General features: G+C 66.2%; 18 protein-coding genes and 1 pseudogene. 5 read left to right on the top strand and 14 right to left on the bottom strand.

All coding sequences use genetic code 11. The annotated features are described in order from the left end of the window. Nucleotide 1: 1 nt before the first annotated feature. The 4 genes from AC0GNO_RS13775 to AC0GNO_RS13760 all read right to left on the bottom strand — a co-directional run bounded on the left by AC0GNO_RS13775 (nt 2) and on the right by AC0GNO_RS13760 (nt 5,811). Nucleotides 2-2,857: an SNF2-related protein gene (locus AC0GNO_RS13775; RefSeq protein WP_472904337.1), complete on the bottom strand. Its 2,856-nt coding sequence runs from the start codon at nt 2,855-2,857 to the stop codon at nt 2-4. A 91-nt stretch (nt 2,858-2,948) separates the two neighbouring features. Beyond that, a complete protein-coding gene (locus tag AC0GNO_RS13770) occupies nt 2,949-3,758 on the bottom strand; it encodes a crotonase/enoyl-CoA hydratase family protein (RefSeq protein ID WP_472904336.1) in 810 nt (269 codons plus the stop codon). 68 nt (nt 3,759-3,826) lie between these two features. Then, nucleotides 3,827-5,122, bottom strand: a complete 1,296-nt coding sequence (locus AC0GNO_RS13765) for a c-type cytochrome (RefSeq protein ID WP_472904335.1) — start codon at nt 5,120-5,122, stop codon at nt 3,827-3,829. Next, complete coding sequence (locus AC0GNO_RS13760; protein ID WP_472904334.1) at nt 5,083-5,811, bottom strand: c-type cytochrome; 729 nt, start codon at nt 5,809-5,811, stop codon at nt 5,083-5,085. Before AC0GNO_RS13760 ends, AC0GNO_RS13765 begins: the two co-directional genes overlap by 40 nt. 60 nt (nt 5,812-5,871) lie before the next feature. On the opposite strand from AC0GNO_RS13760, the gene AC0GNO_RS13755 reads away from it, so the two are divergent. The 5 genes from AC0GNO_RS13755 to AC0GNO_RS13735 all read left to right on the top strand — a co-directional run bounded on the left by AC0GNO_RS13755 (nt 5,872) and on the right by AC0GNO_RS13735 (nt 9,172). Beyond that, nucleotides 5,872-6,117 (top strand): cysteine-rich CWC family protein, encoded by a 246-nt coding sequence (locus AC0GNO_RS13755; RefSeq protein WP_472889932.1) that lies wholly within the window; start codon nt 5,872-5,874, stop codon nt 6,115-6,117. Continuing rightward, the gene (locus AC0GNO_RS13750) at nt 6,117-6,350 is read left to right on the top strand and encodes a hypothetical protein (protein WP_472889931.1); all 234 of its coding nucleotides are present in this window, start codon (nt 6,117-6,119) and stop codon (nt 6,348-6,350) included. Before AC0GNO_RS13755 ends, AC0GNO_RS13750 begins: the two co-directional genes overlap by 1 nt. After that, nucleotides 6,347-7,840: a DHA2 family efflux MFS transporter permease subunit gene (locus AC0GNO_RS13745; protein ID WP_472904333.1), complete on the top strand. Its 1,494-nt coding sequence runs from the start codon at nt 6,347-6,349 to the stop codon at nt 7,838-7,840. Before AC0GNO_RS13750 ends, AC0GNO_RS13745 begins: the two co-directional genes overlap by 4 nt. Nucleotides 7,841-8,066: 226 nt before the next feature. Continuing rightward, nucleotides 8,067-8,843: a class II glutamine amidotransferase gene (locus AC0GNO_RS13740; RefSeq protein WP_472904332.1), complete on the top strand. Its 777-nt coding sequence runs from the start codon at nt 8,067-8,069 to the stop codon at nt 8,841-8,843. Further along, complete coding sequence (locus tag AC0GNO_RS13735) at nt 8,840-9,172, top strand: DMT family transporter (protein WP_472889928.1); 333 nt, start codon at nt 8,840-8,842, stop codon at nt 9,170-9,172. The genes AC0GNO_RS13740 and AC0GNO_RS13735 overlap by 4 nt, the downstream gene beginning before the upstream one ends. A 21-nt stretch (nt 9,173-9,193) precedes the next feature. On the opposite strand, the gene AC0GNO_RS13730 is transcribed toward AC0GNO_RS13735, so the two are convergent. From AC0GNO_RS13730 to leuS, 10 genes and pseudogenes are all read right to left on the bottom strand, one after another. After that, entirely contained in the window at nt 9,194-9,757 is a 564-nt protein-coding gene (locus AC0GNO_RS13730; RefSeq protein WP_472904331.1) for a hypothetical protein, read from the bottom strand. 239 nt (nt 9,758-9,996) lie between these two features. After that, entirely contained in the window at nt 9,997-10,284 is a 288-nt protein-coding gene (locus tag AC0GNO_RS13725) for a VF530 family protein (protein WP_472889926.1), read from the bottom strand. A 133-nt stretch (nt 10,285-10,417) separates the two neighbouring features. Continuing rightward, the gene (gshB, locus tag AC0GNO_RS13720) at nt 10,418-11,362 is read right to left on the bottom strand and encodes a glutathione synthase (RefSeq protein WP_472904330.1); all 945 of its coding nucleotides are present in this window, start codon (nt 11,360-11,362) and stop codon (nt 10,418-10,420) included. Then, nucleotides 11,359-12,545 (bottom strand): annotated as a pseudogene (locus AC0GNO_RS13715) (benzoate/H(+) symporter BenE family transporter). Before AC0GNO_RS13715 ends, gshB begins: the two are co-directional and overlap by 4 nt. A 195-nt stretch (nt 12,546-12,740) precedes the next feature. Continuing rightward, a complete protein-coding gene (locus tag AC0GNO_RS13710; RefSeq protein WP_472904329.1) occupies nt 12,741-14,609 on the bottom strand; it encodes a potassium transporter Kup in 1,869 nt (622 codons plus the stop codon). A gap of 370 nt (nt 14,610-14,979) precedes the next feature. Then, entirely contained in the window at nt 14,980-16,272 is a 1,293-nt protein-coding gene (gshA, locus tag AC0GNO_RS13705; protein WP_472904328.1) for a glutamate--cysteine ligase, read from the bottom strand. A 232-nt stretch (nt 16,273-16,504) separates the two neighbouring features. Next, the gene (locus AC0GNO_RS13700; protein WP_472904327.1) at nt 16,505-17,785 is read right to left on the bottom strand and encodes a glutamate-5-semialdehyde dehydrogenase; all 1,281 of its coding nucleotides are present in this window, start codon (nt 17,783-17,785) and stop codon (nt 16,505-16,507) included. A 147-nt stretch (nt 17,786-17,932) separates the two neighbouring features. Next, on the bottom strand, nt 17,933-18,985 hold the full coding sequence (gene holA, locus AC0GNO_RS13695) for a DNA polymerase III subunit delta (RefSeq protein WP_472889921.1): 1,053 nt from the start codon (nt 18,983-18,985) through the stop codon (nt 17,933-17,935). A gap of 7 nt (nt 18,986-18,992) precedes the next feature. After that, nucleotides 18,993-19,559, bottom strand: coding sequence for an LPS-assembly lipoprotein LptE (locus AC0GNO_RS13690; protein ID WP_472904326.1), 567 nt, complete (start codon nt 19,557-19,559; stop codon nt 18,993-18,995). Nucleotides 19,560-19,597: 38 nt separating this feature from the next. Further along, a complete protein-coding gene (leuS, locus tag AC0GNO_RS13685) occupies nt 19,598-22,276 on the bottom strand; it encodes a leucine--tRNA ligase (RefSeq protein ID WP_472904325.1) in 2,679 nt (892 codons plus the stop codon). Between the last annotated feature and the right edge of the window lie 105 nt (nt 22,277-22,381).

Below are 22,381 nucleotides of genomic sequence, written 5' to 3'. Positions count from 1 at the left end.
CCTATGTCAGTTCCCATTGCACATAAAAAACGTCTGTCCTTTTCAGCTGGCTTGACAGGCCAACTTCCAGCGCAGCGATCAGACTTCCTCGCTGCGAGTCAATCTCATCTTGTCGGTCAAAAATTTGGCGCCTCAACTGCCCGCGCTTGGCTTCGAGCTCACGCTGCCGTTTCTGATGCGCCAATTTTTCTTCCAAGGTGGCGGCGACTGACGCGGTGCGCCGCACGTCCTTGATCTCGCGGTCCAGCTCTTTGACTTCGTTTTCAAGGCCGCCCTTGAGGTCATCGGCCCAGGCGTCGAGCTTCTGCACCTCGGCATCAAAGTACCCCAGGTTGCGCTGGTTCACCTCGCGCACTCGCTGCTCTTGCTGGCCTTGAATGGCCTGTTGCAGGCCTGAAGGTGCATTGGCTGCAGCGGTGGCATCGGCCAACAACTCGGCGGGGAGACGCAGCAGCTTCTCCGTGTCTTCGTCGTGCAGGGCTTGCCCAGCTTGGTTGGTGGCCACCAGCAGCAGGTGATCTTCAGCGGTGCCCAGGGCTTCGACGGTGAGCACGCTCAGGGCCAGCCAGCCGCTGGTACCGCGCAGGGCTTGCAGGGTGGAGACTTTGGCGCCATAGCCGTCGTAGCTGAAGCGCAGGTGAGCGGGGGGCAGGTTGCGTTGGCGGGCCTGGTCGATCAGCGCCTGGGCCAGGGGGTGGCCGGTGCGGTAGAGGTGGGCTTCGCCGCTGCGGCGCGGCAGTTCGTAGCGGCCCGGCGGTGCGTCTTCGGCACTCAGGCCGGGCGGCGTGTACTGGAGTGTGAAACCGGTGTCGTCAAACTCGGCATGGTCTTCCAGCTCGGCCTGGGTCAGATCCATGAGCAGACGCTCGTAGCGGCTGCGGGCGCTGGTGCTCTCTGTCTGGCGCACCTTCAATTTGTCTTGCACCGCTTCGTCAAAGTTCTCCAGCAACAGCTGCCGGGTCTTGAGCATGGCGGTATTGATCTCGCCAGACAAGTCCAGCTGCAGCTGCTGAAACGAGCCTTCAATCTCCTGCGGGTTGCGGCAGGTTTGGTAGATCTCGGCGATGCGGCGCTCGAAGTCCACACCGCTGCCGATGGTGCCGAGCACCTCGTCGCTGGCGCCGAACACGCCTTCAAACAGCTGAAACTTCTGTGCCAGCAGCTCGTAGACGCGCTGGTCGGCAGGGTTGCTCAGGTCCACGAAGTTGACCACCACCACGTCGTGCTTCTGGCCGTAGCGGTGGCAACGGCCAATGCGCTGCTCAATGCGCTGGGGGTTCCAGGGCAGGTCGTAGTTGATGACGAGCGAGCAGAACTGCAGGTTGATGCCTTCGGCCCCAGCCTCGGTGGCGATCATGATCTTCGCGCTGTCGCGGAAGTGCTCCACCAGGGCAGCGCGCGTGTCGGCGGAGCGCGAGCCTGTGATGCGGTCAGTGCCCGCGTGGCGCTGCAGCCAGGCGGCGTGTATCTGCTGGGCCTGCGGGCTGGTGTTGGTGCCGTTGAACAAGACGGTCTTCCCCGCGTAGGGGCCTTGCTCCAGCAGACCGAGCAAATAGTCTTGCGTGCGGCGCGACTCGGTGAAGATCAGCGCCTTCTGGTTGGCGCCCAGCCGCTCCAGCTCGGCAAAGGCCTTGCCCAGCGCCTGGAGCAAGGCCTGGCCTTTGGCGTTGTCTCTGATGTGGGTGGCCAGGCGCTGGAATTCGCGCAGCTCGGCCAACTCTTCAGCCACGCTGGCGAGCTGGGTGGCCGACGCCTCTTCGGGCTCGGCCCACTCTTCTTCGATCTCGTCGAGGGATTCAAAGTCTTCGTCCAGCGATTCGGCCAGGGCCTCGGCGGGTTTCTCGGCAAGGCTGTCTTCGAGGCGCTGGGCCATGGTACCCAGGGCGCCCCCAATGGCGTAGCTGCTGGAGGCGAGCAACTTCCAAAGCACCAGCGAGATGAGCTGGCGCTGCCCCGACGGCAGGGCATTGAGCTGCGGGCGGCGCAAGTACTCGGCCACCTGTTCGCGCAGGTGTTGCTCGTCTTGCGAGGGCGAGAACTGCTCCACCATGGGGATGCGCTTGGTGTACGAGATGTAGGGCAGCACCTGGCGACGCAGCGTGCGCAGGCACACGGTCTGCAAACGGGCACGCAGTTTGGCAAAGGTGTCGGCATGGCCCAAGGCACCGAACTGGTCACGAAAACTGGAAAGGTCGCCAAACACGCGCTCGTCCACCAGACTGACCAGGCCGTACAGCTCCAGCAGGGAGTTTTGCAAAGGGGTGGCGGTGAGCAGCACCTTGGGCGCGTGGGCCAGCGCTTCTTTCAGCGTCTTGCCAATGACATTGCTGGGTTTATAGACGTTGCGCAGGCGGTGCGCTTCGTCCATGACCACCAGATCCCACGGTATCCGCTTGAGGTCGTCTGCCTTGGACTTGGCGAATTGGTAGGAACAGATGACGACGCGGTTGGTGGGCTCGAAGGGGCTGCGCTGCCCTTCCTTTTTAAGCTGGCTGTAGCTGCGGCTTTCCAGGATGAGCCCATGCAGGCTGAACTTGTCTTGCAGCTCCTGGTGCCATTGCTTGCGCAGGTTGGCCGGCACGACGATGAGGATGCGGCGCTTGCGCTCGGCCCAGCGCTGGGCGATGACCAAACCAGCCTCGATGGTTTTGCCCAGACCCACTTCGTCGGCCAGGATCACCCCTTTTGAAAGGGGGCTGTGAAATGCAAATAACGCCGCCTCCACCTGATGCGGGTTCAGGTCCACCTGCGCATCGACCAGCGTGGACGCCAACAGGTCGGCCGAATCGGCGCCCATGCGACGAGACAGCTGCCAGGCGACGTATTGGGATTGGTAGGGGGTCAGGCGAGACAGCAAGGCGGGGGCTCAGTTTTTTTGGTGTGCCTGCCATTATGAAGGGGCATCCGCGGCCCCCTTGGTCACCCGAGCGTGTTGCGCTTTGACGCCATCAGCGTCCTTTGAACACCGCCGTCCGCTTCGCCACAAACGAGGCCACGCCCTCCTTCGCATCCTCGCTGTTCGCCAGCCGCTGCTGCACCGCGTCGAACTCGGCCATGGCGACCAGCGGCCCCTGCTCCACCGCCTTCAGCGCGTTGAGCCGCGTCGCCACCACGGCCACCGGCGCCTGCTGTGCGATGGCGTCGGCGATGCGCAGGGCTTCATCGAGCTCAGTCCCCGCAGGCACAACGCGTTGCACGAAGTTCAGCCGCAGCGCTTCGGCGCTGTCGAACTGATCGCCGGTCAGCAGGTGCAAGAGCGCGTTGCCCAGACCCGCGCGTTCGGCCATGCGCAGCGTGGCGCCACCCGTGGCCATGATGCCGCGCTGGACTTCGAGCTGTGAGAAGCGGCAGTTGTCCGCCGCGACCACGATGTCGGCCGCGAGCATGAGTTCGATGCCCAGCGTGTAGGTGATGCCTTTGACCGCCACCACCATCGGCTTGGTGCGGCGGCGCCAGCCGGCATCGCCGAGGTTGAGCGGGTCCACCAGGCCGTGCGGCACGGCGTACTCGCCGCGCTGCATGAGCGGCGCGAAGCTGGGCAGGTCGAGCCCAGCGGTGAAGTGCCCGCCGTGGGCGTGCAGCACGCCCACACGCAGCGCGGGCTCGTCGTCGAGCCGGGTGTAGGCCTCGGCGAGCGCGCTCAGCATGCCCGGCGTGAAGCCGTTGCGTTTGGCTGGCCTGTCAATGCCGATGAGCAGCACATGGCCGCGCACCTCGGTGCTGATGCGGCCTTCGTCGGAGGTTGTGGCGGTGTTCATGGCACGATGGTAGTGACCCGGCGCCCCACCGCGCGGTCACCCAGGCGCCACGCGACGCAAGACCGAACTTAGCGCACGCGCTGCACCTCCAGCGAGGACACCGCGCCCGCGGCATTGCCCCAGCTCTGGCGGACGAAGCTGGCCACGGCGGCCACCTCCACATCGCTCAGCAAGGTGCGGAACGGTGGCATGCCGTAGGGTTGCGGATGGCCGGCGGTGGCGGGCGCAAAGCCGCCGCGGAGGATGGCCTGCAGGGTGTTGACCGGGGAGGTCTGGGTGACGGCGCGGTTGCCCACGAGCGGCGGGTAGGCGCCGGCGGCGCCCTGTCCGGCGGCGCCATGGCAATCCACACAATGCCGCTGGTAGAGCTGCTCGCCGAGATGCATCTGGGTGCTGTCGGCGGCACTGAAGGCGGCCTCGGGCTCTTCAAGCACCGGCAGGGCCTTGAGGTAGGTGGCCATGGCGCGCAGGTCGTCGGTCTGCAGGTGTTGCGTGCTGTGAAAAACCACGTCGGCCATCGGCCCCATGACGGTGGCACCGTCGACGCTGCCCCGCTGCAGCAATGCAACGATGCGTTCGGTGCTCCACAGCTGCACGCCGGCCTGACGCGGGTCGCTCAGCGAAGGGGCGAACCAGTGGCCGTCGGGCAGGTCGCTGGCGCCGAAGGCCGCGCTGGCGCCACCGAGGGCATCGCGCGCGCTGTGGCAGGCGGCGCAGTGGGCGGGCCCGTTGACGAGGTAGGCGCCCCGGTTCCACTCGGCCGACTGCGCGGGGTCGGGCTGGAAACGGCCCGGCTTGAAGTTCAGCAGACGCCACACCGCCAGCGCGGCCTGGGTGTCATAGGGAAAACGCAGGCTGTGCAGCCGGCTGGCCTGGTGCACCGGGGGCAGGCTGCGCAGGTGGGCGTGCAGCGCGTCCACGTCGGCCTCGGGCATGAGGGTGGTGTGGGCGTAAGGGAAGGCGGGGTAGAGCAGGCGGCCGTCGCGCGAACGGCCTTCGTGCAGGGCTCGGCGGAAGGCTTCGGGCGACCAGCGGCCGAGGCCGGTTTCCGGGTCGGGCGTGAGGTTGCCGGCGACCACGGTGCCGAAGGGCGTTTCGATGCCGCGGCCACCCGCATAGGGTGCACCACCGCGCGCGGTGTGACAGGCCATGCAGTTGCCGGCGCGCGCGAGGTAGGCCCCGCGGGCCACCTGTTCCGCCGCAGGCGGCGCCAAAGCCTCCGCGGCCGGCAGGGCATCACCCCGCAGCTCGGACCACACGGCAGCCACCAGCCCACCGCAGGCCAGCAGCAACACCGCCAGGGTGGCGCGCAGGGGCGCGACCTTCATCGAGCGCCCCCGCCGCTCTGGGACGAGAGGCCACATTTCAGCGGCAGGGCCAGGGTGGCCGGCGGCGCCGGGCGGGTGTTGGCGGGCAGGGGTTGCGCAGCGAGCCAGCCGGACACGGCCGCGACGTCGGCCGGCTGCAGGCGCTGGGCGATGTGAGCCATGCAATCGGGTTCGAAGGCCTTGCGCAAGCCGGTCTGCCAGGCACCGAGCTGGCCGATCAGGTAGTCGCGCGGCAGCCCCAGCAGGCCGGGCACGGCGGGATTGACGCCGGTCAGGGCCGCGCCGTGGCAGGCGGTGCAGGCGGGCAGTTCGCGCGCCGCATCGCCGCGGCGGACCAACGCCTCACCGCGCGCGAGTTCGTCAACCTGTGCGTCAGAGGGTTGGGGTGGCGGGTAAGGCAGGTCCAGCCCGGCGAAGTGGCCCGCGATGTCGCGCAGGTAGGTGTCGCTCAGGTGGTCGAGCAGATCGCTCATGCCGGCGTTGTTGCGCCGGCCGTCGCGAAAGTGCAGCAACTGGTGGTACAGGTAATCCGCCGGTTTGCCGGCGATGCGCGGGAAGTAGCCGGCGTTGGTGGCGCGGCCTTCCTGGCCATGGCACAGGGTGCAGGCCATCATGCGCTGGGCCAGGGTGTCGGGCACGGTGTGCAGCGGCTCGGCAGCGAGGGCGGCACCGTGAAGCAGCAGTGCCGCGAGGACGATGGAAATGGGGGTTCGAAGGTGGGGCATGGACGGTTTGAAAATACCACAGGCACCGGGCCGATACACTGAGCAGATTGTTCCATTTCCATGCAGACCACCATCTTGTCCACCGACCCGACCCGTTGCCCGCTCTGCGGCGGCGACAACCGCTGCGCCATGGAGATCCAGCGCGCCACCGGCGTGGAACAGGCGCCGTGCTGGTGCACCTCGTTCACTTTCAGCGCCGAACTGCTGGACCGCCTGCCCGAGGCGGCGCGGGGCCAGGCGTGCATCTGCGGCAACTGTCTGGCAGCCTTCCAGGCCGGTCAAAGCCCCAACGGGAGCGCTGCGTGATGGGCTGGCTGGACCGCTTCCCGTTGGTCTGGCTGGTGGTCATCGCCATCTGGCTGGCCGTGGCACCGGTGGTGCCCGAGCCGCACCTGATCGAAAAGCTGCGCATGCTGTCGCAGGGCACGCTCACCCGTCCGCTCGACCTCTTCGACCTGGCTTTGCACAGCGTGCCGCTGATCTTGCTGGCGCTGCGCCTGTGGCGTGACGCCCAGCGTCGCCGCAAGCCGCGCCCATGAGCGCCCCCCCAGCCGACCACTCCATCACCGCGCTGCGCGAACGCTATGGCGAGCGCTACCGCTGGCTGCTGCTGCTCTCGGTGATGGTGGGCACGATGGCGGCCATCATGTCGTCGACCATCATCAACGTGGCGATTCCCGACATGAGCCAGCACTTCACGCTCGGCCAGGAACGCGCACAGTGGGTCACCTCGGGCTTCATGGCCGCCATGACCGTGTCCATGCTGACCACACCCTGGCTGCTGGCGCGCTACGGCTACCGGCGCACCTACTCGGGCTGCATGTGGCTGCTGCTGGCGGGCGGCGTGGCCGGTGGATTCGCCAATCACTTTCCGCTGGTGCTCGCCGCGCGCGTGGCCGAAGGCCTGGCGGCGGGCGTGGTGCAGCCCATTCCAGCCATCATCATCCTGCGCGCCTTCGAACCGAGCGAGCAGGGCCGCGCCAGCGGCGTCTTCGGCATGGGCGTGGTGCTGGCGCCGGCCATCGGCCCCAGCATCGGCGGCCTGCTGGTGGATGGCTTTGGCTGGCGATCGATCTTTTTCATGGTGGTGCCGTTCTGCATCGCGTCGCTCTGGCTCGCGCAGCGCTTCGTGCCCGGCACCGCGCCCGGCGGCGGGGCCGCCAACCCGCAGGGCTCGGGGCTGGACTGGCGCGGTCTGCTGCTGGCCTCCGTGGGCACGCTGTGCCTGCTCAACGGCCTGGTCGAGCTGCAGGGTGGCACGGCCGCCAGCGCCGCCCTGCTGGGCGGCGCGGCGCTGGCCCTGCTGCTGTTCGTGTGGCTGCAGCGGCGCACGCTCAAGCGCAGGCTGCGGCGGCCCGACGAGGGCACCGACCCGCTGATGAACCTCTCGCTGTTCACCGACCGGCGCTTCGCCATGGGCAGCATCGTGGCGTTCATCTACGGCATCGCGCTGTTCGGCTCCACCTACCTGCTGCCGGTCTACATGCAGATGGGGCTGGGGCTTTCGCCGTCCTACGTGGGCAGCATCCTGCTGCCAGCAGGCCTGGTGCTGGCCATCACCATCGCCATCGTCGGGCGCCTGGCTGACCGCCAGCCCACGCACCGGCTGGTGAGCATCGGGCTGGTGCTGCTGGCGGCCTCGTTCGCCCTCATGTTCACGATCGACCTGCGCCGCCCCAGCCACATCATTCCGCTGCTGGTGACCTGGGCGATCCTGGGCCGCATCGGGCTGGGCTTCATCCTGCCCTCGCTCAACATCGGCGCCATGCGCGGTTTGGAGCGCACCCACATCCCGCAGGGGTCTAGCGTGATCAACTTCCTGCGCATGCTGGGCGGTGCCGCGGGCGTCAGCCTGTGTGGCATCGTGCTCGAATGGCGCTTCGCCGCCCACGGCTTCCGGCTCGACACGGCCAACCCCAGTCCGGAGCGGCTGGCCGCGTTTGACGAGACCTTCGGGTTGCTGGCGGCGATCTGCGCCCTGGCCCTGGTTGCCGCGTGGCGGCTGCGTGCAGAACGCGCGGCAGACTGATCCTGCGGTGGACCCTCGCAACCCGACCGAAGCGGCCCCGCCCCACAACGAACAGTCCGCCGCACAATAGGCTCTTCACCACCATGAGCCTCCCAACCGAGGCACGGCGCCGGAGCAGGGGATCCCCCAATCCAGCACACGCCGTGGAACCGGCTTTGCCGGGCCACAGGGCGTGGTCCCCCCTTCCAGGGGGGAAGCCGCGCAGCGGCGCAGGGGGGTCTTCCCAATGTGCCAACTGCTCGGACTCAACTGCGCCACCCCCACCGACGCCTCGTTCAGCTTCACCGGCTTCTGCCAGCGCGGAGGCAACACCGGTGAACACGCCGACGGCTGGGGCATTGCTTTCTTTGAAGGTCGCGGCCTTCGGCTGTTTGTGGACCACCAGAGCGCGGCCCGGTCGCCGATGGCGGAGTTCCTGCAAAGCTACCCGCTCAAGAGCCGCAACATCATCGCCCACGTGCGCAAGGCCACCATCGGCGAGGTGGCACTGGAAAACGCCCACCCGTTCTCGCGCGAACTCTGGGGCCGCCACTGGGTGTTTGCCCACAACGGTGACCTGAAAGACTACTTTCCCCACCTGCACAGCCACTTCCAGCCCATCGGCAGCACCGACAGCGAACGCGCGTTCTGCTGGCTGATGCAGGAACTCTCCAAATCCCACGCCAGCCTGCCCAGCACCGAAGAGCTCACGCTCACCCTGCGTGAACTCGTGCCCCAGGTGCGCCACTTCGGCAGCTTCAATTTCCTGCTCTCCAACGGCGAGGCGCTGTGGGCGCACTGCAGCACCAGGCTGCACTGGCTGGTGCGCCAGCACCCGTTTGCGCCAGCCACCCTGATGGACCGCGACTGGACCGTCAACTTTGCCGAACTCAACCACCCCGGTGACCGGGCAGCGGTGATCGTCACCACGCCCCTCACCCACAACGAAACCTGGACCGCCTTCGAGCCCGACGAGCTCAAGGTGTTCGTGGACGGCCTGCCCGTGCTGGAGAAGAGCGCTTGACCGCCTGGCTGACCCTGGGGATCGCGATCGTGGCCGAGGTCATCGGCACGACCGCGCTCAAGGCCAGCGAAGGGTTCACGCGGCTCGGCCCATCGGTGGTCGTGGTGGCGGGCTATGCGGTGGCGTTCTACTGCCTCTCGCTGGTGCTCAGGACCATACCGGTGGGTGTGACCTATGCCATCTGGTCGGGCCTGGGCATCGTGCTCATCACGCTGGTGGCCTATGTGGTGTATGGTCAGAAGATCGACCTGGCTGGCCTGCTGGGCATGGGCCTGATCATCGCGGGCGTGGCCGTGCTCAACGTCTTTTCAAAAACCGCAGCTCATTGAAGTACGCGCCACGGTGCGCGCTCAGAGCACCTTGAACAGCTTCTCCCGCAACTCGGGCAAGCGCTTGGCACCCATGCTGTGGTTGGACATGCTGCTCGCCCAGGCGTGGTAGACCACGCGCAGCTGCTCGGTGGTCTCGGCATGAAAGATGTCGTGCACCAGCGAAATGCGCATGTTCTGACCAATGATCGAGTTGATCGAGTTGATCATGAAGTTGCGCGCCATCTCGTTGTCTTTGGCGCTGCGCGAGTCGGCACTCGGCAGGCCCGGTATCTCGCTGGACAACGACCCGGTCGCCTCATTCGTCGGCACCGCGGCGGCAGCGGCCGGCGCTGGCGAGGCTATGGGTTTGGCGCGCACCTGCGCCTCGACGCAATCCAGCGTCAGCAGCTGGGCCAGGATCTCTTCGATGTCGCCGCTGCCGCTCAGAAAGGCGGCGAGTTCGCTGCCCGAGCGCTTGCCATCGATCACCACCAGGATGCGGCGCACCAAGGGTGACAAACCGAGCGAGCGGGTCTGGATTTCCTGTTGCCCAACGGCGGTCTTGGTGTAGACAGCGGTGGTCAGATCAAAAGTTTCGGGCATGGAACGGGCGGTGTGTCGGTATGGGTATGGGTATGGCTCCCTGAACACAAGCTTTTACTGCACCCGTTCGCGCACAACAAGGCGGGAAAGCCATGAGGTCGACCAGAAACACTTCTTTTGACTGACAAATTCGGACCACCAGCCCCCTCCAACATGGCCTGCCGTGGTGCATCCACGACACACGCCCACTCAAGGGGCGCAGCTATGGATTTCGAACCCGATGCAAACCGGGGCAGCGTTCAACCGCCTCTGGAGCGACCCGTGCCGCCGCCAGCGCGCCGCTCTTCGCGCAGCATGAAAAGGTACAGACCCTCGACCTTCTCGCGCGCCCAGGGTGTCTTGCGCAGAAAACGCAGGCTGGAACCCACGCTCGGGTCCACGTTGAAACAGCGCACCGGAATGCGCTGGCCCAGCTCTTCCCAGCCGTAGTGGTCGGCCAGCGCGGTGACGATGGCCTCCAGCGTCAGGCCGTGCAGCGGGTTGCGCGCCTGTTTCGTCGGCTCTGCGGGTTTTTCGATGTCGCTCATGTCGATTTTTGGGACCGCCGGAGCGCGATCCCTGTGCATGCCAAGGTGGCGCCCAGGGCACCGCCGGGCCGGCTTTGCCGGACGGCCAGTGCCGCCCCCTTGAGGGGGTAGCGCGAAGCGCTGCGGGGGTGGCTCATCTCAGCGCCGCCTCCAGCGCATCGACGAACATCGCCGGCACGTCGAAGCCGGTCTGGTCGGTGATTTCCTGGAAGCAGGTCGGGCTGGTGACGTTGATCTCGGTCACCTTGTTGCCGATCATGTCCAGCCCCACCAGCAGCAGGCCGCGCGCGGCCAGCACGGGCGCGATGGCTTCGGCCACGGCACGGTCCTCGTCCGACAGCGGCTGGGCCACACCCTTGCCGCCAACCGCGAGGTTGCCGCGCACCTCGTTGCCCTGCGGAATGCGCGCCAGCACGAAGGGCGCGACCTGCCCGCCAATCAGCAGCAGGCGCTTGTCACCCAGCGCGATCTCGGGCAGGTAGGCCTGCGCCATCACACTCGTGGCCCCACCCTCGTTGAGGGTTTCCACAATCGACCCCAGGTTCATGCCATCGGCGCCGACACGGAAAATGCCTACGCCACCCATGCCATCGAGCGGTTTCAGAATGATGTCGCGGTGCTCGGCGTGGAAGGCCCGCAGCTCGTTGGCGTTGCGCGTCACCAGCGTCGGCGGCGCGAAGGCCGCGAACTCCATCAAGGCGAGTTTTTCGGGGTGATCGCGCAGCGCACGCGGGCTGTTGAACACCTTTGCGCCTTCGCGCTCGGCCTGTTCCAGCAGATGCGTGGCATAGAAGAACTCGCTGTCAAACGGCGGGTCCTTGCGCATGATCACGGCATCAAAGCTGTGCACAGGCTCCAGCGCCTCGCTGGTCACGGTGTACCAGTCGTCGGCGTGGCTGGTGAGCTGCAGGTGGCGCACCTGGGCGATCACCGGCTGGTCGCTGCGCCAGCTCATGAAACGCGGTTCGGTGCTGGCCACCCGGTGGCCGCGCTTTTGCAGCTCGCGCATCATGGCAAAGGTGGTGTCCTTGTAGATCTTGAAGGACTCGATGGGATCGGCGACGAAGAGGATGTTCATGGTGTGTCGGTTTTCTGAGCCCTGTACTGTTGCACAAACAGCGCGATCGCGCCGGCGACCACGCCCCAGAAGGCCGAGCCGATGCCGGCAATGACCACCCCGCTGAGGGTGACAAGGAAGGTGATGAGCGCGGCTTCGCGGTGGCTGTCTTCGCGCAGCGCGGCGTGCAGGCCGCCACCGATGCTGCCCAGCAACGCCAGACCGGCGATCGCCAGCACCAGCTCTTTCGGGAACGCGATCAGCAGACCGGTGACGGCCGCGCCGAACAGGCCGATCAGCACGTAGATGGCGCCGCAGGCCACGGCCGCGGTGTAGCGCTTCTTCTTGTCCGGGTGCGCCTCTTCGCCCATGCAGATGGCGGCGGTGATGGCGCTCAGGTTGAGCGCAAAGGCACCGAAGGGCGCGAGCACCAGCGTGACCACGCCGGTCATGGTGATGATCTTCGAGATCGGCATGTCGTAGCCCGCTGCGCGGATGGTCGCCACGCCCGGCAGGTTCTGCGAGGCCATGGTGACGATGAACAGCGGCAGCGCCAGGCTCACGAAAGCGCTGAGGGTGAACTCGGGCGCGGTGAACACCGGCCTGGCCCATTCCAGCGTCAGCGCGCCCGCGTTGAACTGGCCCCGGACCAGCACATACACCACCGCCACGCCCAGCGTGAGCGGCACCGCATAGCGCGGCAGCAGGCGCCGGCCCAGCAGGTAGGCCAGCAGCATGAGCAACACCAGCGGCAGCGCGGTCTGCGCCGCCGCAAACGCCTGCAGGCCAAAACGCGCCAGCACACCGGCCAGCAGCGCCGAGGCGAGGGCCATGGGGATGCGGTTCATGATGCGCTCGAACCAGCCTGTGGCGCCCGCGAGCACGATCAGCGCGGCGGAGGCCATGAAGGCACCAACCGCCTGCGGCATGGTGAAGCCGCCCGCCAACCCGGCTGTGGCCAGCACGGCCGCGCCGGGCTTGCTCCAGGCCACCATCACCGGCTGCTTCCAGAGGAGCGAGGGAATGGCCGAGCACAGCCCCAGGCCCAGACCGAGCGCCCACATCCACGAGTGATGAGTTCGGGCGTGGCGCCAAAGGCCTGTGCGGCCTGGAAAACGGTGGCCACCGAACCGGTGAAACCCACCAGCACCGCCACGAAACCGGCCGTGGCGGCCGATAGGTTGAGATCACGGAAGAACGACATGCGGCAATTGTGACGCTGGGATGTGCAACGGCGTTTGCCCGGTGGCGCACCACCACGCCGACCGATCGGGGCGGCGGCATGTCCTGCAAAGCGAAGTCAAGGAGGAGAGGCCGCAACGCGGCCTCGGGGGACATGAGCGGCGCAGGGCATGCCGGCGCCGCGATCCCGCGATGCAGCGGCCTAAAACCGCAGAGTTCAGATCTCGATCTTGGACCCGAGCTCGATCACCGCGTTGCTCGGCAGGTTCAGGAACTCGGCCGCAGCGCCCGCGTTGTGGTGCATCTGGGCGAAGATCTTTTCGCGCCAGGGCGCCATGCCGCTGCCCAGCGTGGGCACAACCAGGTCGCGCGAGAGGAAATAGCTGGTGGTCATGGGCTCCAGCTCGCAGCCTCGGGCACGCATGAGCCGCAGCGCCTTGGGCACATCCGGGTCGTCCTTGAAACCGTAGTGGATCACCACCTGCCAGCAGTCATGGCCCAACGGCTCGACTTCCAGCCGCTTGTCCAGAGCGATCCAGGGCACCTCGTGGCTGCGCACGGTGACGAACAGGTTCTGCTCGTGCAGCACCTTGTTGTGCTTGAGGTTGTGCAGCAGCGCATTGGGCACGGTGCCGGTATCGGCCGTCAGGAACACGGCCGTGCCTTCCACCCGCAACGGCGGGGCCATGAACACCGCTTCCAGAAAGCTGTCGAGGTCCAGCGATTCGGCCTGCTGCTTGGCCGCCATCAGGGCGCGACCTTGCTTCCAGGTCATCATGAGCGCGAACACCACGCCGCCGATCAGCAGCGGGAACCAGCCGCCGGCGAACAGCTTGAGCAGGTTGGAGCTGAAGAAGGCCAGATCGACCACGAAGAAGAAGCCGGTCGCCAGCAGGCACAGCCACAGCGGGTACTTCCAGCCGTAGCGAATCACGAAGAAGGTCAGCACGGTGGTGATCAGCATGTCCAGCGTGACCGCGATGCCGTAGGCCGCGGCGAGGTTGGTCGACGATTTGAACATCACCACCGCGAGCACGATGGCGGCAAACAGGCCCCAGTTGACGACGGGCAGGTAGATCTGGCCGGTGTCGTGCACGCTGGTGTGATGCAGGTTCAGGCGCGGCAGGTAGCCGAGCTGCACCGCCTGCTTGGTCACGCTGAAGGCGCCGGAGATCAGCGCCTGGGAGGCGATCACCGTGGCCATGGTGGCCAGCCCCACCAGGGGCAGCAGCGCCCAGTCGGGCGCCATGTTGAAGAACGGGTTTTTCACCGCTTCGGGATCGGCCAGCAGCAGCGCGCCCTGGCCGAAGTAGTTCAGCGTCAGGCAGGGCATGACGATGGCGAACCAGGCCACGCGGATCGGCTTCTTGCCGAAATGCCCCAGGTCGGCGTAGAGCGCTTCGCCGCCGGTCACGCACAGCACCACCGCGCCGAGGATGATGAAGGTGGTGCCCGGCTGCTGCCACATGAAACGCAGCGCGTGGTGCGGGCTCAGTGCCGCGAGGATTTCGGGGTGGCCGACGATGTGCGACACACCCAGCACCGCGATCGCCACGAACCACAACACGGTGATCGGACCAAAGAACTTGCCGATGCCGCCGGTGCCACGTTTCTGCACGAAGAACAGGCCGAACAGCACCACCAGCGTGATCGGCACCACGTACTGCTTGAAAGCCGGGGAGACCACCTCCAGGCCCTCGACCGCCGAGAGCACCGAGATCGCGGGCGTGATCACGCCATCGCCATAAAACAGCGAGGTGCCGAAAATGCCGATGACCAGCAGCCATTTGCGCAGTTCCGGTTTGTCCTTCACCGCCTGCGACGCCAGCGCCAGCATGGCGATCAGGCCGCCCTCGCCCGCGTTGTCGGCCCGCAGCACCAGCACCACGTACTTCAGCGAAACGATGACGGTCAGGGTCCAGAAGACGATCGACAGCACGCCATAGACGTTTTCGTGGGTGAAAGGAACGTGGCCCGACCCGAAGATTTCCTTGATGGCGTACAGCACGCTGGTGCCGATATCGCCATACACCACACCAATGGCCCCCAGGGTGAGCGCGGTGAGCGAAGATTTGTTGCTGGACACAAAAATACCCGGGACTTGTCGGCCCGGGTTCGGCTGTCAGGATGGGGGCGATTCTGCGCTCAGGGCCCGCAGGCCGCCAGAGGGGAATCTGGCTGAAATGGCCAAGGCGTGAAGAATGTTGCAACGCAACAACCCCAACGGCGAGAGGGGGCCACCCAGAACGCCGCGGAACCCAACCTCAGTCGGAGCGGCGTGCCTGTCACCAGGATGCGGTGGAACCGGCTTCGCCGGGCCACTCGCATCGCCCCCTTTCAGGGGGCTGAGGACCGCGGCTCCCAGCCTGCCTGCGCAGGCTGGGACGGGACGAAGGGTCATCGGCTCCGACGATGACGCGGCCGGCAAGGCACGCGCTGCAAGCGCGGCGCGGGGGTCATTCGTACATTTCAGCGTTCGGGTCGGTGGCTTCCAGCTCGTAACTCGCGGCCAGCATGGCCAGGCGGCCGATCACGCCGTACATGTAGAAGCGGTTGGGAACGCTGGCACCCGGCTTCACACCCGGTTGCGGCAGCTGCGCGCTTTGCTCGAAGGCCAGCGGCACGAAGCTGGAGCCCGGCGCGTTGAGGTTCTCGTCCACCCCGCGCTGGGCATGCACCCGGTAGAAGCCACCCACCACATAGCGGTCCATCATGTAGACCACGGGTTCGGCCACCGCCGCGTTGATGCGCTCGTTGGTGAGCACGCCTTCCTGGATGATGACCTCGTGAACCGGCTGGCCGGCCTGGACCGTGGCCATGCGCTCGCGCGTGCCCACCGACAGGGCATCGATGTCCTTGGCATCGCGCACGGTGAGGATGCCCATGCCACCGGTTCCGTTGTCGGCCTTGATCACGACGAACGGCTTTTCGTTGATGCCGTATTCCTTGTACTTGCGGCGGATCTTGCCGAGCAGCGCGTCGGCGTTGGTGCGCAGGCATTCCAGTCCGTGCTCTTCGGCAAAATTGACCTGGCCGCACTGGTTGAACATCGGGTTGATGAGCCAGTGGTCCATGCCCAGCAGCTTGCCGAAGCGCTTGGACACCTCTTCATACGCCTTGAAGTGGTGGCTCTTGCGGCGTGTGCCCCAGCCCGCGTGCAGCGGCGGCAGCAGGTACTGCTCATGCAGGTCTTCCAGGATGCCCGGTACACCGGCGCTCAGGTCGTTGTTGAGCAGGATGGTGCAGGGGTCGAAATGTTTGAGGCCCAGGCGGCGCCGGCTGCGGATGAGCGGCTCCAGCGTGACCGACTCCCCACCCGGCAGGTCGATCGTGGTGGGGGCGGTGATGTCGTTGGACAAGGAACCGAGACGCACATTGAGGCCGGCCTGGTAAAAGATGCGCTGCAGTTGCCGCAGGTTGCTCAGGTAAAACACGTCGGTGCTGTTCTCGGGCACCAGCAGCAGGTTCTTGGCCTCGGGGCAGATCTTTTCGATGGCGGCCATGGCGGCCTGCACCGCCAGTGGCAACATCTCGGGCGTGAGGTGGTTCCAGCCGCCGGGGTAGAGGTTGGTGTCCACCGGCGCCAGCTTGAAGCCCGCGTTGCGCACATCCACCGAGCTGTAGAACGGCGGCGTGTGCTCCATCCACTCCAGCCGGAACCAGCGCTCGATCACCGGCGTGGATTCGAGGATGCGCTGCTCGAGTTCGTTGATGGGGCCGGTCAGGGCGGTAACAAGATGCGGGACCATGGGTGCCTTTTTGTGGGAACTTCCTGGCCCATTGTAGGGAGCGGAAGTTGCGGTCGAAAGGCAGAAATGGGGGCAATCGGTGCACCTGCAAGGCAGGTTCGACCGAAATTCAGAATTACCGCAAATACGCCGCGCCTGGAGATGTTCCGTCCAGGAGCACCGCCGGGCCGGATCGACCGGACGGCTGGTGTCGCTCCCTCACAGGGGGAGGCGCCGAAGGCGGCGTGGAAGATCAGTTCCTTGTTTCACCCTCACCGAGCACCACATATTTCAGGGACGTGAGGCCCTCGACGCCCACCGGACCACGGGCGTGGAATTTGTCGGTGCTGATGCCGATTTCGGCTCCCAGTCCGAACTCGAATCCGTCTGCGAAGCGGGTGCTCGCATTCACCATGACGCTGGCTGAATCCACCTCGCGCAGGAAGCGCTGGGCGTGCACGTGGTCGGTGGTGAGGATGGCGTCGGTGTGGTGGCTGGAGTATTTGTTGATGTGCGCGATGGCTTCGTCCACCCCTTCGACGACCTTGATGCTGATCACCGGTGCGAGGTATTCCTCGGACCAGTCGGCTTCGGACGCAGTCGTCACGGTCGCACCCGGGACCGCAGCCAGGATCGCCTTCGACTCGGCGCAGCCACGCATCTCCACCCCTTTGGCGGCGTAGATGGCGCCGATCTTCGGCAGGAAATCTGCCGCCACGGCGCGCGCCACCAGCAGGCTCTCGGTGGCGTTGCAGGGGCTGTACTTCTGCGTCTTGGCGTTGTCGGCCACCGTCACCGCCATGGCGATGTCGCAAGGGTCGTCCACGTAAGTGTGGCAGTTGCCGTCCAGGTGCTTGATCACCGGCACCTTGGCCTCGGCGCTGATGCGCTCGATCAGGCCCTTGCCGCCGCGCGGGATGATCACATCCACGTACTGCGGCATGGTGATGAGCTGGCCGACGGCGGCGCGGTCGGTGGTGGGCACGAGCTGCACCGCGTCGGTCGGCAGGCCGGCGGCGGCCAGCGCCTGCTGCACCAGCGAAGCCAGGGCGCGGTTGGAGTCAATGGCTTCCGAGCCGCCACGCAGGATGCAGGCGTTGCCACTCTTGATCGACAGGCTGGCGGCCTCGATGGTCACGTTCGGGCGGCTCTCATAGATCATGCCGAACACGCCGATCGGCACCCGCATCTGGCCGACGCGGATGCCACTGGGCATCTGTTTCAGGCCCGAGATTTCACCGATGATGTCGGCCATGGCCGCGAGCTGCTCACAGCCTTCGGCACAGGTTTCGATGACTTTGGGCGTGAGCTTGAGACGGTCCACCATCGGCTCGGCCAGGCCGGCGGCGCGGGCGCGATCCAGGTCTTTTGCGTTTTCCACCTGCAGCGGTGCCACGTTGGCCCGCAACAGCGCGGCCAGGCCTCGAAGGGCCTTGAGTTTGGTCGCCGCACTGGCCTTGGCCATGAGCGCCGAGGCCGCCTTGGCCTGCAGCCCCAGGGTGTTCATGAGTTCGGTGGTGTTGGTCGCGTTCATGGTGCGATTTTCGCACCATGCCCTACACCATGTGCCCACCACTGTCCGAGTTCGAACCAGCGACGAGGACAACGCTGCAAGCACCCATGCAAACGCCGAGGAAACGGCTTCGCCGAGCCAAAGGCGTGGTCCGCTGGGAAAGGAGGGCTATTTCAGCGCGCAGGCCTGCGCGACCCGCAAGGCCATGCGGTTCAAAGCCCCCCAGGGATCCGCGGGCCAGTCGGACTGCTTGAGTCCCTTGACAATGCCATCCACCGTGTGCGCGTCCTGCAGCCACTGGGCCAACGTAGCCGGTTTGAGCAGCGGCAGCACGCGCTCCATCAGTTTTTCCTTCACGCCCCAGACACGGTTTTCACGCAGGGCCATGGGCAACGGGCGGCCCGCGTCCATCGCGCCGCGGACCCGGTTGAGCGTGCGGATGTCTTCCGCCAACGCCCAGTGCACCAGCACCGCGGCCTCGCCCTCGGCCTGCAGCCCGTCGAGCATGCGCTGCACACGCAGCACCTGACCGCCCAGCACCGCCTCGGCGAGTTTGAACGGGGTGTAGCGCGCCACGTTGAGCACCGCGTTTTCGACCTGCTCCAGCGACAGCTCGCCGGCCGGATGCAGCAGGCCGAGCTTCTGGATTTCCTGGTGCGCGGCCAAGAGGTTGCCCTCGACCCGGTCAGCAAAAAACTGCAGCGTGCGCTGACCCTCTTCCCCTGCGGCCACGCGCTGACCCTGCTGCTGCAGGCGCTGCGCGATCCAGGCTGGCAGCGCCTGGCGCTCGACCGGGTCCACCTTGACCGTCACGCCGAAACTGTCCAGCGCAGCAAACCAGGCGCCTTTCAGGGTGGCGGCATCCAGCCGGGGCAGGCTCACCAGCGTGAGCGTGCTGTCGTTGTCCCGTGCGGCCTCGGCCATCTGCTGCAACACCTGTGAACCGTCCTTGCCCGGCTTGCCCGAGGGCACGCGGATCTCGATCAGCTGCCTGTCGGCAAACAGGCTCATGGAGCCGCCGCTGGCCAGTACCTCGCCCCAGTCAAAGTGCGCACCGGCCACCGTGTGCACGGTGCGTTCGGTGAAGCCCTGCTCACGTGCGGCAGCGCGGATCGCATCAGCCGCTTCCTGTATCAGCAGCGGCTCGTCGCCATGCAGGGTGTACAGGCCCTTGAGCCCTCGCTGCAGCTGGCTGGCGAGCTGCGTCGCAGGAACCTGCATGGCGCCCTTACAGCGACTTCACCGCCGCCAGGCGGCGCATGACCTGCTGCACGATGTCATTCTGCATGTCGTTGAACATCAGCTGCTCTTCGGCCGCCTTGGCCAGAGCCCCGGTTTCGGTGAAGCTGATGTCGCGCTCCAGCAGCATCTCGGTTTCTTCGATCAGGCGTTTGCCGCTCGGGGTGCTCAACCGGTAGCGGAACCGGGTTCGCAACTGCAGTTCGCGGATCTGCCCCGAAGCGGTCTGCCCCACCACCGCGCGCTCGCGCTGATCCAACAAGACCTCCAGCACCACCTGGACCGGGGGCTGGCCGGCGACCGCTGCCGTGTTCACCACCTGAATGCCAGAGGCAGCCAACTCACGCTGCAGGGCACGGGAGACCGGAGTACCCACATAAACGGCCACCCGCAGCGAGGAAAACGCGAAGTTGGGCGCCTGGCGCAACGCAAAACCGCAGCCACCCAGCCCCCCGGCCATCACAAAGAGTCCGGCCCCGGCCAATGCGGTCCACACGGCACGCCGGGGCACAACAGCAGGCAGATCGGGTGACCGTGATGCAGGGCGAGGGTTCATGACAGAGGTATTTGAAATGGGCTTCATGGCGCAGGGTTTTATACCACCACGTTGACCAGCCGACCCGGCACGACCACCACCTTCTTCGGCGCAGCACCCTGGGCCTGCCTGATGAAGGCCTCGCTGGCCAGGGCCGCAGCCTCGATAGCGGCCTTGTCGGCACTGGCCGGCACGGTCACGCTGCCACGCAGCTTGCCGTTGATCTGCAGCATCAGTTCGATCTCGTCGCGCTGCAGGGCAGCCTCATCGGCCTGCAGCCAAGGGGCGTCAAGCAAATCACCGGCAGCGGCGGCGTAGCCGAGTCCGGTCCAGAGGCTGTGTGCGATGTGCGGCGTAGCGGGGTAGATGCAGCGCAACAGGATGCCGAAGCCTTCGGCCAGCGCGGCGTTGTCACCGGCCGAGCCATCGGGTTTGAAGTCGTCGAGCGCGTTGAGCATCTTCATCGCACCCGAGACGACGGTGTTGTATTGCATGCGCTGGTAGTCGTAGTCCACCTGCTTGAGCACGGTGTGCACTTCCAGGCGCAGCGCCTTGGCCGCCTTGGAGAGCGACAGCTTGCCCACGCTGGTGGCCAGCGCGCCCAGGTCCGCCGTGGCCGAGAGCTTGTTGCCGAAGCCCCAGACACGACGCAGGAAGCGGTAGCTGCCTTCCACCGCCGCGTCGTTCCACTCCAGCGTGGCCTCGGGCGGCGCGGTGAACATGGTGTACAGGCGCGCGGTGTCGGCGCCGTACTTCTCGATCAGATCCTGCGGATCGACACCGTTGTTCTTGGACTTGGACATGGTGCCCACGCCCTCGTAGTCGATCGCCGTGCCCACAGGCAGGTCGCCCACGGCCTTGATCAGCTTGGCGCCGATGACCTTGCCGGCCTCGTCAAACACGTGTTCCACGTCCTGCGGCCAGAAGTAGTCCTTGCCGCCCTTCTCGGTGCGGCGCGAGTAGATGTGGTTGAGCACCATGCCCTGGGTCAGCAGCTTGCTGAAGGGCTCGTCGATCTTCACGAGGCCGAGGTCGCGCATGACCTTGGTCCAGAAGCGCGCGTACAGCAGGTGCAGGATGGCGTGTTCGATGCCGCCGATGTACTGGTCCATCGGCATCCAGTAGTCGGCGCCTTCGGCGACCATCTTCTCGCTGTTGGTGGGATCGCAATAGCGCATGAAGTACCAGGACGAATCCACGAAGGTGTCCATGGTGTCGGTCTCGCGCCGCGCGGGTTTACCGCACACCGGGCAGACCACGCCAGCGTGGAAGCCTTCGTGCTTGTGCAGCGGGTTGCCCGAGCCGTCGGGTATGCAGTCCTGCGGCAGCACCACCGGCAGGTCTTGCTCAGGCACCGGCACCGCGCCGTGTTCGTCACAGTGGATGATGGGAATGGGTGTGCCCCAGTAGCGCTGGCGACTCACACCCCAGTCGCGCAGGCGGAAGGTGGTCTTCTTCTCGCCCAAACCCTGGGCGGCCAGCAGCTCGGCGACCTTGTCCACGGAGGCCTTCTGGGACAGGCCATCGAGCACGCCGGAGTTGACGCACACGCCGCGTTGCTTGTCGGCGTAGCTGTCGGCCCAGACTTCGTTGGAGAACGTCTCACCGTCCACCGCAATCACCTGCTTGATCGGCAACTGGTACTTGAGCGCAAACGCGAAGTCGCGCTCGTCGTGCGCCGGCACGCCCATCACGGCGCCGTCGCCGTAGCTCATGAGCACGTAGTTGCCGACCCAGACCTCGACCTGCGCGCCAGTCAGCGGGTGTGTGACGAACAGGCCGGTGGCCATGCCTTTCTTTTCCTGCGTGGCGAGCTCGGCTTCGGTGGTGCCGCCGGACTTGCATTCTTCGATGAAGACGGCCAGCGCAGGGTTGGTCAAAGCAGCGTGGTGGGCCAGCGGGTGCTCGGCTGCCACGGCGCAGAAGGTCACGCCCATGATGGTGTCGGCCCGCGTGGTGAACACGTACATCCGGCCGTCGCCGATCAGCGCGCCGTCAGTGCCCTTGATCGTGTGCGGGAACGCGAAGCGAACGCCCTCGCTCTTGCCGATCCAGTTCTCCTGCATCAGCCGCACCTTGTCGGGCCAGCCGTTGAGCGTGGCCTTGGGGTTGCCCAGCTGCACATGGTCGAGCAACTCGTCGGCGTACGCCGTGATGTTCAGGTAGTAGCCGGGGATTTCGCGCTTTTCCACCGTGGCGCCTGTGCGCCAGCCCTTGCCGTCGATCACCTGCTCATTGGCCAGAACGGTCTGGTCCACCGGGTCCCAGTTGACGATCTGGGTCTTGCGGTAAGCAATGCCTTTTTCCAGCATCTTCAGGAACAGCCACTGGTTCCACTTGTAATAACTGGGGTCGCACGTGGCCACCTCACGCGACCAGTCGATGGCCAGCCCCATCGCCTGCATCTGCTGCTTCATGTAGGCGATGTTTTCATACGTCCACTTGGCCGGCGGCACACCGTTCTTCAGCGCCGCGTTCTCGGCCGGCAGGCCGAACGCGTCCCAGCCCATGGGCATGAGCACGTTGTGACCGTTCATGCGCAGGTAACGCGTGAGCATGTCGTTGATGGTGTAGTTGCGCACATGGCCCATGTGCAGCTTGCCGCTGGGGTAGGGCAGCATGGAACAGGCGTAGAACTTCTTCTTGCCTGCGTCTTCGCTCACGCGGTAGGCGTCGGTGGCGTTCCAGTGGGCGTGCGCGGCGCGCTCGACATCCTTGTGGGCGTATTTTTCTTGCATGAAACTGGGAGGCAGGGGGCCTGATGGCTGGTTTGAGTGGCTGGCGCGGAACCCTATCCGGTGGCCCCGGCCGACGCACCAGAACAGGTGCGACATCAGTGGAGG

The sequence above is a fragment of the Hydrogenophaga sp. L310 genome (genome assembly GCF_055703065.1).
This window is presented reverse-complemented; position numbering and strand designations above follow the sequence as displayed.

Excerpts from the sequence above, each read along its gene's own strand:
- AC0GNO_RS13770 (WP_472904336.1), bottom strand. The coding sequence starts at position 3,758 with ATGAACACCGCCACAACCTCCGACGAAGGCCGCATCAGCACCGAGGTG.
- AC0GNO_RS13765 (WP_472904335.1), bottom strand. The coding sequence starts at position 5,122 with ATGTGGCCTCTCGTCCCAGAGCGGCGGGGGCGCTCGATGAAGGTCGCG.
- AC0GNO_RS13760 (WP_472904334.1), bottom strand. The coding sequence starts at position 5,811 with ATGCCCCACCTTCGAACCCCCATTTCCATCGTCCTCGCGGCACTGCTG.
- AC0GNO_RS13755 (WP_472889932.1), top strand. The coding sequence starts at position 5,872 with ATGCAGACCACCATCTTGTCCACCGACCCGACCCGTTGCCCGCTCTGC.
- AC0GNO_RS13750 (WP_472889931.1), top strand. The coding sequence starts at position 6,117 with ATGGGCTGGCTGGACCGCTTCCCGTTGGTCTGGCTGGTGGTCATCGCC.
- AC0GNO_RS13745 (WP_472904333.1), top strand. The coding sequence starts at position 6,347 with ATGAGCGCCCCCCCAGCCGACCACTCCATCACCGCGCTGCGCGAACGC.
- AC0GNO_RS13740 (WP_472904332.1), top strand. The coding sequence starts at position 8,067 with ATGTGCCAACTGCTCGGACTCAACTGCGCCACCCCCACCGACGCCTCG.
- AC0GNO_RS13730 (WP_472904331.1), bottom strand. The coding sequence starts at position 9,757 with ATGCCCGAAACTTTTGATCTGACCACCGCTGTCTACACCAAGACCGCC.
- AC0GNO_RS13725 (WP_472889926.1), bottom strand. The coding sequence starts at position 10,284 with ATGAGCGACATCGAAAAACCCGCAGAGCCGACGAAACAGGCGCGCAAC.
- gshB (WP_472904330.1), bottom strand. The coding sequence starts at position 11,362 with ATGAACATCCTCTTCGTCGCCGATCCCATCGAGTCCTTCAAGATCTAC.
- gshA (WP_472904328.1), bottom strand. The coding sequence starts at position 16,272 with ATGGTCCCGCATCTTGTTACCGCCCTGACCGGCCCCATCAACGAACTC.
- AC0GNO_RS13700 (WP_472904327.1), bottom strand. The coding sequence starts at position 17,785 with ATGAACGCGACCAACACCACCGAACTCATGAACACCCTGGGGCTGCAG.
- holA (WP_472889921.1), bottom strand. The coding sequence starts at position 18,985 with ATGCAGGTTCCTGCGACGCAGCTCGCCAGCCAGCTGCAGCGAGGGCTC.
- AC0GNO_RS13690 (WP_472904326.1), bottom strand. The coding sequence starts at position 19,559 with ATGAACCCTCGCCCTGCATCACGGTCACCCGATCTGCCTGCTGTTGTG.
- leuS (WP_472904325.1), bottom strand. The coding sequence starts at position 22,276 with ATGCAAGAAAAATACGCCCACAAGGATGTCGAGCGCGCCGCGCACGCC.